The sequence below is a fragment of the Paenibacillus sp. An7 genome (assembly GCF_009870785.1).
GTDB lineage: Bacteria > Bacillota > Bacilli > Paenibacillales > Paenibacillaceae > Paenibacillus.
In genome coordinates, this window is the sequence record NZ_WTWX01000012.1 from 83778 (window position 1) to 97546 (window position 13769).

At 40.9% G+C, this 13769-nt stretch carries 10 protein-coding genes; 8 read left to right on the top strand and 2 right to left on the bottom strand.

From position 1 onward, the window contains the following. Nucleotides 1-45: 45 nt before the first annotated feature. The gene (locus GQY27_RS14495; RefSeq protein WP_160035616.1) at nt 46-648 is read right to left on the bottom strand and encodes a DUF2238 domain-containing protein; all 603 of its coding nucleotides are present in this window, start codon (nt 646-648) and stop codon (nt 46-48) included. 364 nt (nt 649-1012) lie between these two features. Here GQY27_RS14495 and GQY27_RS14500 point away from each other — a divergent pair, with 364 nt between their 5' ends. The 8 genes from GQY27_RS14500 (at nt 1013) to GQY27_RS14535 (ending at nt 13055) form a co-directional block, all read left to right on the top strand. Next, complete coding sequence (locus GQY27_RS14500; RefSeq protein WP_160035618.1) at nt 1013-2743, top strand: methyl-accepting chemotaxis protein; 1731 nt, start codon at nt 1013-1015, stop codon at nt 2741-2743. Between the two features lie 158 nt (nt 2744-2901). Beyond that, nucleotides 2902-3621, top strand: coding sequence for a cytochrome c biogenesis CcdA family protein (locus tag GQY27_RS14505; RefSeq protein WP_236570609.1), 720 nt, complete (start codon nt 2902-2904; stop codon nt 3619-3621). 14 nt (nt 3622-3635) lie between these two features. After that, a complete protein-coding gene (locus GQY27_RS14510; RefSeq protein ID WP_160035620.1) occupies nt 3636-4157 on the top strand; it encodes a redoxin family protein in 522 nt (173 codons plus the stop codon). Between the two features lie 20 nt (nt 4158-4177). Beyond that, nucleotides 4178-5287 (top strand): peptide-methionine (R)-S-oxide reductase MsrB, encoded by a 1110-nt coding sequence (gene msrB, locus GQY27_RS14515; protein WP_160035622.1) that lies wholly within the window; start codon nt 4178-4180, stop codon nt 5285-5287. Nucleotides 5288-5389: 102 nt separating this feature from the next. Next, nucleotides 5390-6157: a response regulator transcription factor gene (locus GQY27_RS14520; RefSeq protein WP_160035624.1), complete on the top strand. Its 768-nt coding sequence runs from the start codon at nt 5390-5392 to the stop codon at nt 6155-6157. Then, the gene (locus tag GQY27_RS14525; protein ID WP_160035626.1) at nt 6154-7887 is read left to right on the top strand and encodes a sensor histidine kinase; all 1734 of its coding nucleotides are present in this window, start codon (nt 6154-6156) and stop codon (nt 7885-7887) included. Before GQY27_RS14520 ends, GQY27_RS14525 begins: the two co-directional genes overlap by 4 nt. Nucleotides 7888-8117: 230 nt before the next feature. Further along, entirely contained in the window at nt 8118-11276 is a 3159-nt protein-coding gene (locus tag GQY27_RS14530; RefSeq protein ID WP_160035628.1) for a glycosyl hydrolase 53 family protein, read from the top strand. 273 nt (nt 11277-11549) lie between these two features. Beyond that, nucleotides 11550-13055: a malate:quinone oxidoreductase gene (locus GQY27_RS14535; protein WP_160035630.1), complete on the top strand. Its 1506-nt coding sequence runs from the start codon at nt 11550-11552 to the stop codon at nt 13053-13055. 167 nt (nt 13056-13222) lie between these two features. Here GQY27_RS14535 and GQY27_RS14540 read toward each other — a convergent pair whose 3' ends face one another. Next, complete coding sequence (locus GQY27_RS14540; RefSeq protein WP_160035632.1) at nt 13223-13744, bottom strand: cupin domain-containing protein; 522 nt, start codon at nt 13742-13744, stop codon at nt 13223-13225. Between the last annotated feature and the right edge of the window lie 25 nt (nt 13745-13769).

Here is a 13769-nt window from a genome sequence, read left to right on the forward strand (position 1 = left end):
AGAGGTCTTTTTTATAAGGTCTTTTTGCAAGCTTATTGTGTGATATTAATTCATCTTGTCTATCTTTATGTGTTTAGTCATTACATAGAGGGCAGTAGCGCCAGCACCAACCGTTCCGCAGATGATATCCCACATCGTATCCGTCAAACTGCCATTTTGTGAACGGAGACTGAATAGATGATCCACAGAAAACTCATAGATTTCCCACATTCCAGCCATGGCAATAGCAAAGAATAAAGAGAACCAAACGATAATGTTGAAAGGTAAGCTATCGATCCCTTTACGCTTTATTAACTTATTCAAGATGAACTGGCCTACGAAGAATAGAATAACGCCAGACAGCAGATGTTCAATCTTGTCTAGATAAGGAATGACACCATACATACCGAAGAGATTGGCAAGCATCATCGTAATTGTGATAAAGATCAGGACGGACAAGTATAGTGCAGGAGGTAACTCCGTTTTGGTCCACGTCATTATTCCTCTCAAAAGCAGCAGCACGATCATAATTAGACCTGCTTGAAAAGTCTTATCGTAAGATCCATTTATAGCAAAATAGACAATGGATACTCCACATATAATGTACAACATCAATTCATAAATAGAATAAAACCTATGATTTCGATTAGGATCTGTGTTTTGTCGCATTATCGTTCCTTTCTGACTTATATGTATAGTAAGTAAGTATCTTAACAAATGTATTATCACCAGATCAAAGTTACCTCATACACATTCCTTATTTTCACGTACTTCTTATAGAAGGGATAGAAAATATAAGCATTTTCACAAACGAACAGTTGGATTTCACCTATTCATACATGAGTATAGGATGCCGATACAATATATATTGAGAAAATGAAAAGTTTAGAACATGGGAGGGCTTTATATTTTTGAAAGGTAATAAATTCAGATGAAAATGAACACGTCATGTTCAACCATCTCGCCCGATGTAAAATGAGTGGCTTTTTTTGCTGTTAATAAGATAGGTGAGTTCATAAAGGAGTGTAATGATATGGGATTTAGAAGAGAACTGAGAAACAAAGTTACATTTAAAATGACAATTGGCAGAAAATTAATCGGCTCTTTTTTGATTGTCGCCCTATTATTAGGGATAACAGGATCGATAGCGACTATATATTTAACTAAAGTAGATAGTACATACACAGATTTAACAGATAGAAGAGCAGTCATATTATCTAACACGTTAAAAATACAAGTAGGGATTTCGAAAGAAAATAGTTTAATCCGTGCTTATATGTTGACTAAGGATCCTGAGTTTTTAGATAAATTAGCAGAGGAGTATGATACAACAACCAGGGTAATTGCAGATACGCAAAGTATATCTTATATCCCTGAGTATAAAGAAGGATTGCAGAAACTTCAAAAAGGAAATAGTGAGTTCAAACAAAAATATGATCAATTAACTCAGATGATTAAAGATAAAGGGCTTTCAGATCAAACTATGGAGTACTTTACAAAGGAAGTATTTCCATTAGGAGTGAATCTCGATCCCATTGTAGATGATCTGGTATCCTATCAATTAACTTCCATGGATGAGGCAAGTAGGGAGAGTTCAGCACTTGTTAAGGGTGCTGTCTCAACTGTCTTTTATCTTAGTGCTTTCACATTTTTTCTAGCTGTACTCATTGGTTACCTCTGTTCACGTTCGATATCGAGACCGGTGGTGGCGATCACTTCTGTTGCTGAGCAAATCGCGCTCGGAAATCTGACAGTACAAGATGCCAAAGTAAAAAGTAAAGATGAGATTAGAATGTTGGCGAACTCCTTCCATCAGATGAGGGATAATCTACAGGATTTAGTACGCCAAATCAGTACTAGTTCAGAGCATGTAGCCTCCTCGTCTGAAGAGTTAACGGCAAGTTCAGAGCAGTCCAGTCAAGCATCCGAATCAATTACAATAACGATCCAAGAAGTATCGAGCAATGCACAAATGCAATCGAGAAGTGTAGATGAGAGTCTCCAGGCAATCCATGAAATGTCATCTGGGGTTCAGCAAATTGCTTCTAACGCACAAATGACCTCCTCGCTCACTATGGATACTGCAAGCAAGGCTATTGAAGGTAACCAGTCCATACAATTGACCGTATCACAGATGGAGTCAATTGAGCTTACTATGAACAATTTAGTGAATGCGGTGACGGACATGGAAGAACAATCAGAAAAAATAGAATTGATCGTTGAAGTGATATCAGAAATTGCTGCACAGACGAATCTGTTAGCTTTAAACGCAGCGATTGAAGCGGCTAGGGCGGGGGAACATGGACGAGGTTTTGCAGTGGTTGCTGATGAAGTAAGAAAGCTAGCGGAACAATCATCACAGTCGGCAGGACAAATAACCGAGCTCGTAACCACGATTAAAGAGCGAACGCATCATGTAGTGGAAACAACAGAAGCAGGCGTGAAGGAAGTCAGCGATGGAATTGGGGTTGTTCATAAGACGGGCGATTTATTTGAGGTGATTAAGCAAAATATAGAAGAGGTTTCTAATCAAGTTCAGGAAATCTCAGCGGCTTCTCAGCAAATATCAGTAAGTACAGAGCAGGTTGTTCATTCCATAGGACTTATATCAGATGGCTCCAAGACCGTTGCTGCTGAATCACAGAATCTTGCTGCATCTACGGAAGAACAGTTAGCTTCCATGGAAGAAATAACAGCATCTGCTGCTTCACTGTCTACGATGGCGGAGGACTTGCAAGAACTAGTAGGAAAATTCAAAGTATAAAGAATAAGCGTCAGAATACGGTCTCTCCGTATCTGGCGTTTTTCATTTTTTAGGGACATATACAGGATCATTTTCAAGATTTACAACATCTCATTCTATGTCATAAACAGGAAAATCCTTGTAATATGAATGAAGCAAGTATAAAGGAGGTGTTCCTGTTGGCTATTGAACAGCTGGTATTAAGCTCAGTCTTCATTGCAGGTTTATTGTCCTTTTTCTCTCCGTGTATATTACCGTTACTTCCTGTGTATATCTCCATTTTATCTACGAATGAACAGGGACAAACAACAAATAGCAGGGGCTCGCTGTCAAAGGGAAAGCTTAACCTTCATTTGTTGCTGAAAACGTTTATTTTTGTAGCCGGCTTATCGACAAGTTTTATTATACTCGGCTTTGGAGCGGGCTTCTTAGGCGCTGTACTGAATACAAGCTGGTTTATCGTTATCTGTGGTGCTTTTGTGGTATTGCTTGGATTACATCAAGTTGGTTTGTTTCAGGTTTCTATTCTAAATCGTGAAAAGAAAGTACAGATTAATCGAAGTGAAAAACGGGATCTTGTTGGTACTTATCTACTCGGTTTTACGTTTAGTATTGGCTGGACCCCATGTATTGGACCCATCTTAGGAGCTGTACTAGGTTTATCTGCAAATGAAGGTCAGGCATTATACGGAGCATTTCTTATGTTCATCTATGCACTTGGCTTACTTATTCCCTTTTTAATTCTAGCTTTATTTTCCGATGTTTTGCTGCGTAAGGCAAAAAAATTAAATAAACATATGAACAAAATGAAGATTGCTGGTGGTGTCATCATTATTATTATGGGGCTGTTCCTTATGACCAATAATTTAAACTGGTTTACTACACTGATCCCACAGTAAGAGGAGTGAAAACAATGAAAAAGATGATACTTATTCTGCTGGCCGTAACCATGATCTCTTTGCTTGCTGCTTGTTCATCCGGAACGAAGGCAACAGAAGCAGGTGAGACTACAAGTGCAGATGCAACCAATTTCACTTTAACTGACACTGACGGTAAAGCTCATAGCTTATCCGACTATGCAGGAAAAAAAGTGTATTTGAAGTTCTGGGCATCCTGGTGTTCGATCTGCTTAGCAGGTCTTGAAGAGGTAGACGCGCTTGCGAAAAGCGATGAAGATTTTGTTGTTTTAACGATTGTTTCTCCAGGCTATAAAAATGAAAAAGAAACAGAAGCTTTTAAAAAATGGTTTAGTGGTGTGGAAGAAGCAGCGAATACAACGGTGTTGCTTGATGAAGGCGGTAAAGTAGCCGATGAATTCGGGGTTCGTGGATATCCAACGTCTGCGTACATTGATTCGGATGGAAAACTCATTCAAACCCTGCCTGGTCATGCGGGTAACGAACAAATCACCGAAAAATTCGCATCAATAAAGTAAAGGAAAGGCTGTGAAGACGAATGAAGAAGATGGGATGGTTTCTGCTCTTGGGACTGGTTATTGTAATCGCAGGATGCGGAACAGTAAAAGCAACGAGCGGATCGGGTTTATCTCTGAAGGCAGAGTCAAAGTACCCCGAGAATCCAAATGTAAATTTAGCTTTTGATGAGAATAATCTAGAGGAGATTTGGCTGGCTGGCGGCTGCTTCTGGGGTGTCGAAGCTTATATGGCCCGTGTGTACGGGGTTTATGATGTGACATCTGGTTATGCAAATGGTCATACGGAGAATCCCACTTATGAGCAGGTGGTTCGTGGTAATACAGGATATGCGGAAACCGTTCATGTGACGTATGATCCAGAGCGCGTTGATTTAGAGAAGCTGTTAACTTATTATTTTAAAATCATCGACCCAACCATTCTAAATCAGCAGGGGAACGATCGCGGAGAGCAATACCGTACAGGTATTTATTATATAAATGAGGAAGATAGAAAAGTGATAGATAAAGTCATGGCAGCAGAACAAGAACGTTATGATGATTCCATTGTTACGGAAGTTGAGAAGCTGACCGGATATACACTCGCAGAAGAATATCACCAAGACTATCTAGAGAAGAATCCAGACGGATATTGCCATGTTGAGTTTGATTCATTAGAAAATCAGGAGATTCCTTCTCTGATCGACCCGGCTCTCTATCCAAAGCCAAGTGAGGAAGAGATTAAAGCAAAACTCACGGATGAACAGTATGAAGTTACGCAAGGGAAAGGCACAGAACGAGCATTCTCCAATGAATATTGGGATAATTACGAACCAGGAATTTACGTGGATGTAGTAACAGGCGAGCCTTTATTCTCATCTGCAGATAAGTATGATTCGATGTGCGGATGGCCGAGCTTTACGAAACCAATCGATCAAGCAGTGGTGCTTGAATATGAAGACACTAGTTATAACATGATTCGCACCGAAGTAAGAAGCCGCACCGGGAACAGTCATTTAGGTCATGTATTTGAAGATGGACCAAAGGACCGCGGGGGCCTGCGTTATTGTATTAACAGTGCCTCTATTACTTTTATCCCGCAAGCAGATATGGAAGCGGCCGGTTATGGATATCTGGAACATCTTACAAAATAGATACAGTATTGTACAATATATATAAGGTAAACAAGGGAGATGGTGAAAAAGCCATCTTCTTTGTGATGGACCAGTGGTCCGTGCCTTAAGAAGGAGGAGACAATGTATAAACTACTTCTAGTTGATGATGAACCCATCATCATTCGAGGAATTCGTTCCTTTGTTGATTTTGAAGCATTGTCCATCTCTGAGGTATTTGAAGCCTCAAACGGGGAAGCTGCGTTAGAAATTTTCAAACAACACGAACCCGATTTTATTTTAGCGGATATTAATATGCCGAGAATGAATGGGCTTGATTTTGCCATTGCTGTGAAGAGTCTTAAACCAGACGTAAAAATTGCCCTTGTGACAGGATATGATTATTTTGATTATGCTGTTTCTGCTTTAAAAGCAGGTGTGGATGATTATGTATTAAAGCCCGTTTCTAAAAAAGATATTGAGCAAATGCTAAAGAAACTCATTGAAAAAAGACAACAAGCGGATAATTACATAGAGGTATCGCGACTTGTACAAGATTTGAAGAAGAATACGGATACAGTAGACGATACGGGTTATAAAGTGAAAATACAAAAAGAGATTGAGGACAATATTGCGAATAAGGATTTTTCCTTAACGTATCTAGCAAAACAGCTCGCTCTCAGCACATCCTACCTCAGCAGTCTTTTTAAACGTTTGTATGGTCAAACCTTTCAAGAGTACATGGTAAACATGCGCCTAGAACGTGCCAAGATTCTGCTGCTTAGCACACATATGCGGGTGTATGAAATTGCGGATGCGGTTGGTTTTGAAGATCCGAACTATCTAAGTGCCTCATTCAAACGAAAGTTTATGCTATCCCCTAACCAGTTCCGAGAAAAGGCACGGGAATGAGGATGTCGCGCTTCTATGTTTTTAAGAAACTGCGTGTTCAAATCGCCCTCCACTATATTGTTGCAAGTGTGCTGACCCTGCTGTTTATCGGCATTATTTTATACTTTAGTATTGCCTCCATTGTGCAGAAAGAAGCAACAACGAATACGGAGAATGCAGTGGAGCAAAGCGGAATGTACATTGATTTGTATATTGACCGGCTAAAAGCTCTCTCGCGGTTACTTGCGGAGAATCCGCAGCTTGTCGATTATTTTTCAAGTACAGATCGGCAGCAAGCAGACAAAGAAAAGATTCTTAGCATAATTGATACCTCCATAGCTACCGACCCGTTCATTGAGTCGATTGTTATGGTCAGTAAGGACGGGCAAATTATCTCGAATGAATCGGGTTTATCGATGAGCATGTCGAGCAATATGATGAAAGAAGCGTGGTATGTATCTGCCATTGATAATGGGGACGTTCCTGTTCTCACTTCGGCACGCATGCAGGATTTTAGTATGGATAAAGATAACTGGGTGATCTCGCTCAGCCGTGAAATTAAAAATGAACAGGGCAGAAATATCGGGGTCCTTCTCATTGATGTCCAGTATAAAGTGATTGAAGATTATCTGGAGAATTTAGATTTAGGCCATACGGGTTTTTCCTTTATTTTAAATGCCAACCATGAGGTCGTATATCATGAAGATCCTGCTTATTTTCAAAATGAAATCAAACAGCAGGAACTGTATGAAATTGCTTTAGATCCAGCAGCATATGATCAGGTGGGGCGGACTTTTACACATTTGTATTCTTTACGGAATGCAGACTGGATATTTGCCGGTGTATCCTCCCAAGATGAACTGACAGCAATTAAAAACAAACTATTTAACATTTTCGTCCTCTTCGGCTTTGGATTCCTTGTCATTGCAACCGTCAGTGTGGTTCTTTTTACAGGAAGGATTACGACACCTTTTCGTAAATTAGAGCGAGCCATGCAAGATATTGAAAAAGGACTTACAGAGATAAAGGTTGATAGCAGGGGATGTTATGAAGCGCAAAGCCTTTCTCGGCACTTTAACGGGATGATGATGGAGATCAGAAAATTAATGCAGGAGATTACGGACAAAGAAAAGGATTTACGGCGCTTGGAAATCAGCACACTGCATAGTCAGATTAATCCCCATTTTCTCTATAATACGCTTGATACTATTGTGTGGATGGCTGAGTTTAATGATAGTGAGAAAGTGATTGAAATGACGAAAGCATTAGCACAATTTTTCCGTTTATCGTTAAGTGGAGGAAATGAGCTGACTACCGTAGAGAATGAACTCGATCATGTAAGGCAGTATCTATTTATTCAAAAAGAACGTTACGGCGATGGACTTGTGTATACCATTGATTGTGATCCATCCTTATTAAAAGTACAAATGCCTAAGATTATCTTACAGCCGATCGTTGAAAATGCACTGTATCATGGAATACGGGGACTGGATCGTCAAGGTGTAATCGAGGTTGGTGCGGAAACGGATGGAGAGTATGTTATTTTTACAGTTCGCGATAATGGAGATGGATTTGATAAAGATGCACTGCTACAGAATCGAGCCAATCACTCGACAAAACTTGGCGGTGTCGGAATCAAAAACGTAGATGAGCGTATTCAGTTGTATTACGGCCCCGAGTATGGAGTAAACATCCATTCAGATCATAATGGGACAACCGTGCGTATCGTAATATCGAAGACTCTGGATTGAAATGAACTTATATATTCATTACGAAGGGTCGTTCTCTTTAAAAAGGGGACGGCTTTTTGTTGTCTACCCAGGAGTACTCCAAGTGAGACGAATGCTTGCATAAGGTTACAAAATGTTTCATTTACATACGTTACCTGCCCTATGTTCTCTTGTATATTTAAATGTAAGTGCTTACAAAAAAGAGAAAGACGCTTTTTTAATGAAAAAAAGGGTTGAAGGGTGGTCTAAACATGAGAAGAAAAGAAAAACAGATATCTCTATTCATGGTATTGCTCTTGGTATTAAGCTCGTTTTCGTTCCACATGGGGACAGCGGAGGCAGAAGATGTAAACAGTACATATATCAAAAACGGGGGATTTGAATCCGATTTTTGGACGGACAAGTCATGGACGGTGGAAACGGAAGTATGGGATCAAGTGGATATTCAGTGGTATACCCAAGTTGATGGGGATGACCCTAAGCCGTATGAAGGAAAATATGCATATAAATATTGGATTGATAATACAAAGGCTACTAATACCCAACTTATCACGTTAAAACAGTCAATTAAGTCCCTTCCAGCTGGAACTTATGAGCTGTCAGTGAAGTCCATGGGCGGGGCTGATAAGGAGGCGGGAAGCGTTGAACTATTTGCAGGAAATGACAAGACGACAGCGGTTTCTACCACTGGCTATAATACTTGGGGAACAGCCAGTCTGAATTTCGTCTTAGAACAAGATGCTTCTGATTTTATCTTCGGGGCCAATATAAGCGGGGCTCCAGGTGCATGGGGATATATCGATCGTTTTGAACTGAAGCAAGTAAGTACCGATACAACCCGGCCGGTAGATACAAATATTTTTGTGAAAAAGGTGGAAGGACTCTCGCCTGACTTTATTAAGGGTGTCGATATCTCCAGCATCATTTCTTTAGAAAAAAGCGGAGTAAAGTTCTATGGTGAGAACGACGAGGTACAGGACATATTTACAACGTTAAAAGAAGCAGGAGTTAACTATATTCGGGTACGTGTATGGAACAATCCTTTTGATTCAGCTGGAAAAGGTTACGGCGGCGGTAATAATGATCTGCAAACCGCGATAGAAATCGGTAAAAGAGCTAAAGCAAATGGAATGAAGCTGCTGGTGGACTTCCATTACTCTGACTTTTGGGCCGATCCTGCCAAACAGCATACGCCTAAGGCATGGGGAAACCTAAGCTTTGAAGATAAGAAGACGGAATTGTATGAATATACAAAAGAAAGCTTGCAAGAAATGATCGATGAAGGCATCGAAATTGGCATGGTGCAGATCGGGAATGAAACCAATGGGCAATTTGTCGGAGAATCCGATTGGACAAAGATGAGCGAGTTGTTTAATGAAGGAAGCCGTGCTGTTCGAGAGATTGATAAGAATATTCTAGTTGCTCTGCATTTTACGAATCCAGAGACGGCCGGCCGGTATGATTCCTATGCACAAGAATTGAAGCAAAATGAGGTAGACTATGACGTATTTGCAAGTTCCTATTATCCATTCTGGCACGGCACACTGAGTAATCTAACTTCGGTGTTAAAACAAGTTGCCGATACCTATGGAAAAAAAGTAATGGTAGCAGAAACTTCTTATGCATATACAAAAGAAGATGGTGACGGACATGGAAATACGGCCCCGGGCTCGGGTCAAACATTAAACTATCCCATTACTCCACAAGGTCAGGCCAATTCAGTTAGAGACGTCATTCAAGCCGTGGCCGATGTCGGTGAGGCAGGAATCGGTGTTTTCTACTGGGAACCTGCATGGCTTCCCATAGGTCCGAGAGAAAGCTTGGAGCAGAATAAAGTTAAATGGGAAGAGCATGGATCGGGCTGGGCATCCAGCTATTCCAAAGAATATGATCCTGATGACGCAGGAAAATGGTACGGGGGAAGTGCCGTTGATAATCAAGCTCTATTTGATTTTAGTGGACACCCGCTCCCTTCACTGAATGTGTTTAAATATGTTAATACAGGCGCTGTCGCTCCCGTTGCTATTGATGAAATTAAGGATGTAGCTGTGACGGCGGTAGCAGGAGAGAAAATCACTTTGCCGACTGTTGTAAATGTTACTTACAATGATGGAAGTACAAGATCGTTATCGGTTGTGTGGAATCAAAGTGAACTGGAACAAGCTGAGAGCAAAGGTCCAGGCAGTTATGTGATTAGTGGAACGGCTGAAGGTGGAAGAACAGTAAAGGCTATTCTTGAAATTAAGAAAGAGAATCACGTCAGTAATGGAAGCTTTGAGAGTGATAACCGGAGTATGTGGAAGATCACTTATGGAGAAGGAAGAGAGCCGCATACCAATTATCAGGACAAAGTGACAGATGCAAAAACAGGAAGCTATTCTCTGCATTTCTACTCCGCAGAAGCAGTGGACTTTAGAGTAGAGCAGACGATTTCGGGACTGAAGGACGGCTATTATCATCTCTCTATGTTTATCCAAGGGGGCGATGCGTCTAGTTCCGACATGAATCTTTTTGCTGTATCCGGCGGTAAAGAAGTGAAGGTGGCTACAGAAGTAGATGGATGGGCGCAGTGGAGAAATCCAGAGATTCAGAACATTCTTGATACTGATGGAACTATTACGATCGGAGCAAATATCAAAGCAGGCGGCGGTGCTTGGGGAACCATTGATGATTTTTATCTGGGCTATGTAAAAGGGGTGGAATCCCTTCCTGATTCGGGTACAGGGACAGCGCCGGAGAGTCCTGGAGGAGGGCAGTCTCAGCCAGAGACTCCTGAGAGTCCAGCTCCAACGCCTGAGAATCCTGGGCCGCCTGCAGACTCACAGCCAAATGTCCATCAACCGTATATGAAAGGATATCCGGATGGTACTTTTAAACCTGATCAAGCGATGACTAGAGCGGAAATGGCCACTGTTCTTTGGAGGCTTCATGCAGGACAAGAGGTAACTGCTCAAGCGATAAATTATACGGATGATCTCGGCTGGGCAGCAAAAGAGATACATGAGGTCACTTCAGCAGGTTTAATGACAGGATATAGAAACGGAACCTTTGAGCCGAATAAGATGCTTACTAGAGCAGAGATGGCGGCAGTTGTGGTGCGCTGGATGGATTTGAGTGGAGATTCTTCTTCACCATTCATGGATACCAAAGGTCATTGGTCAGAACAAAATATAGCCTTGGTGCAAAAGGCAGGTTATATGAAAGGAATGCCGGATGGAAGTTTTGGGCCGAATCAATATCTCAGCCGAGCAGAGGCGGTAACCCTAATCAATAGAGTACTGAACAGAGGTCCGCTAGCCGGCATCACTGTCTCATCGTGGTCTGACGTGTCACTGGATCACTGGGCCTCGCAAGATATTGAAGAAGCGACAGGGAGTCATCATTCGACTCAGGATATGATAAAGAAGTAAAAGAATAGAGGGAGAACATTTACCTTCGTGGTACGTAAAGATGCGGTACAGGGATGACATCCACTGTGCCGTGTTTTTATATCCATAATGGAATTATAATCCTAACAAACAGCAAAATTTACACAGTTTTCTATTATTTAAAAGTAGATAAAATAGTGATATGCTAGGTATAGGTTCAATTCATCTAGAAAAGGTATGCGAAAAGGTTATTTATAACTTGCGTGATAGCGCATACATCTTTTCTTCAAATACTAGCGTATAAGGACGGTAATTATGAGCAACAGACAAACCGAAACAGACGTAATCTTAATTGGTGCTGGAATCATGAGTGCGACTTTAGGGACATTGCTAAAAGAATTAGTACCGAACTGGAACATTAAAGTATTTGAAAAATTAGCAAGTGCAGGTGAGGAAAGCTCTAATGAGTGGAACAATGCAGGAACGGGTCATGCCGCACTCTGTGAGCTTAACTACACAACTGAAAAAGCAGACGGCTCAATCGATATCAATAAAGCAGTAAATGTGAATGAACAGTTTCAAGTATCTATGCAGTTTTGGTCTTATCTAGTAAAAAGTAATCTGATTCGTAATCCGCATGATTTTATTATGCCATTACCCCATATTAGTCTAGTACATGGCGAAAAAGATGTAGCATTTTTGAAAAAACGTTATGATACCATGATCGGCAATCCCCTGTTTCAAGGCATGGAATTTTCCAGTGATCCGAAGAAACTAGAGGAATGGATCCCGCTTATTATGAAAGATCGCAAAACAAATGAGCCTATTGCTGCCACTAAGATGGAAGCAGGTACGGATGTAAACTTTGGAGCCTTAACGCGGATGTTATTTGGCCACTTAAAGAACAAAAACGTGGATATCAAATATAAACATAGTGTCGAAGATATAAAACGAAACAGTAACGGATCGTGGGAATTAAAAGTACGAAATGGCAGCGGTCAGGTCGAGCGTCATACAGCTAAATTTGTTTTTGTTGGTGGCGGAGGCGGCAGTCTTCCGTTACTACAAAAGTCAGGAATCCCTGAAGGTAAACATATTGGCGGCTTTCCAATCAGTGGACTATTCATGGTATGTAATAACCCAGAAGTTATTGCAAAACATCATGCTAAAGTGTATGGCAAAGCAAAAGTAGGAGCACCGCCTATGTCAGTTCCACATCTAGATACAAGATTTATTGATAATAAAAAATCATTACTTTTTGGACCTTTTGCCGGCTTCTCACCAAAATTTTTAAAAACCGGATCGATGTTCGATTTGATCGGTTCTGTAAAACCCAACAATGTACTCACGATGCTCGCAGCGGGAGCTAAAAATATGTCTTTAACAAAATACCTCATTCAACAAGTAATGTTATCCAAAGAAAAACGGATGGAAGAGCTGCGAGAATTCATTCCGGATGCCAAAAGCGAAGATTGGGATTTGCTTGTATCGGGACAGCGCGTCCAAGTTATTAAAGATACCAAGGCCGGAGGTAAAGGAACCCTGCAATTTGGTACTGAAGTGGTAAGTGCCTCGGATGGCTCAATTGCTGCTTTACTGGGTGCTTCTCCAGGGGCCTCGACCGCTGTTCCTGTTATGCTTGAAGTGATTGAGAAATGTTTCCCTGAGCATTTGGACAATTGGAAACCGAAATTAAAAGAAATGATTCCTTCCTACGGAATGTCTTTAATGAAGAACCCTGATCTCATCCGTCAAATTCATACTTCCACTGCACGGACACTCGGTCTAAACAATGGTGAATTACAATCTTTGATTAAATAACGCACAGGCATCGTTCTCGCTAAGAAGCAGAGAACGATGCCTGTTGTTATATAGTAAGGTCTTATTTGGTAGCGGGTTAAGCAAAAAAAAAACCTTTTGCTATACGATCGGCACGGTGCCCATCTTATAACTCAAGGTGTTTATTATGAGACAACGATAAAGAATGCCTACTCTGGGAGTACCTCATAAGCTAACTTCATGATGACTTCTTTATGCTCAGGATATGTAGCCAAGAGCTCATCTTGTGTAAACATTTCAAAATCTCGGAATTCAAATCCAGGTGAAACCATGCATCCGACGAGGGAGAAGGTATCTTCGTCCATCACAGACGAACCAAAGATCGAGTTTTTAGGAACGAGAACTTGGGGAACTTCGCCTTGTTCCAAATTGATTCCTAATTTGTGTACTTTATATTCACCATTCTCATCAATGACATGAATCGTAAGCGGACTTCCTGCATGATAGTACCATAGCTCATCTGATTTCAAACGATGGAAATGAGAGATATCATTGGAACCGAGAAGAAAGTAGATACTGGTATATAGTTTTCTAGTTCCTTCAAAATTTACACTCAGTTCTTGATCTGAGGTCTGTTCCTGAGATTTGAATGTTCTTTTATAATATCCGCCCTCGGGATGTGGCTCAAGACCTAGCTTGGATACATAATATTGTGCGTCTTGTCTTTGCATCGCTGTAAACCTCCTATAAGATCTG

What these genes read in the sequence shown, in the direction of transcription:
- msrB (WP_160035622.1), top strand. Translation starts at nt 4,178, where the DNA reads ATGAAGAAGATGGGATGGTTTCTGCTCTTGGGACTGGTTATTGTAATC.
- GQY27_RS14540 (WP_160035632.1), bottom strand. Translation starts at nt 13,744, where the DNA reads ATGCAAAGACAAGACGCACAATATTATGTATCCAAGCTAGGTCTTGAG.
- GQY27_RS14525 (WP_160035626.1), top strand. Translation starts at nt 6,154, where the DNA reads ATGAGGATGTCGCGCTTCTATGTTTTTAAGAAACTGCGTGTTCAAATC.
- GQY27_RS14535 (WP_160035630.1), top strand. Translation starts at nt 11,550, where the DNA reads ATGAGCAACAGACAAACCGAAACAGACGTAATCTTAATTGGTGCTGGA.
- GQY27_RS14510 (WP_160035620.1), top strand. Translation starts at nt 3,636, where the DNA reads ATGAAAAAGATGATACTTATTCTGCTGGCCGTAACCATGATCTCTTTG.
- GQY27_RS14495 (WP_160035616.1), bottom strand. Translation starts at nt 648, where the DNA reads ATGCGACAAAACACAGATCCTAATCGAAATCATAGGTTTTATTCTATT.
- GQY27_RS14520 (WP_160035624.1), top strand. Translation starts at nt 5,390, where the DNA reads ATGTATAAACTACTTCTAGTTGATGATGAACCCATCATCATTCGAGGA.
- GQY27_RS14530 (WP_160035628.1), top strand. Translation starts at nt 8,118, where the DNA reads ATGAGAAGAAAAGAAAAACAGATATCTCTATTCATGGTATTGCTCTTG.
- GQY27_RS14500 (WP_160035618.1), top strand. Translation starts at nt 1,013, where the DNA reads ATGGGATTTAGAAGAGAACTGAGAAACAAAGTTACATTTAAAATGACA.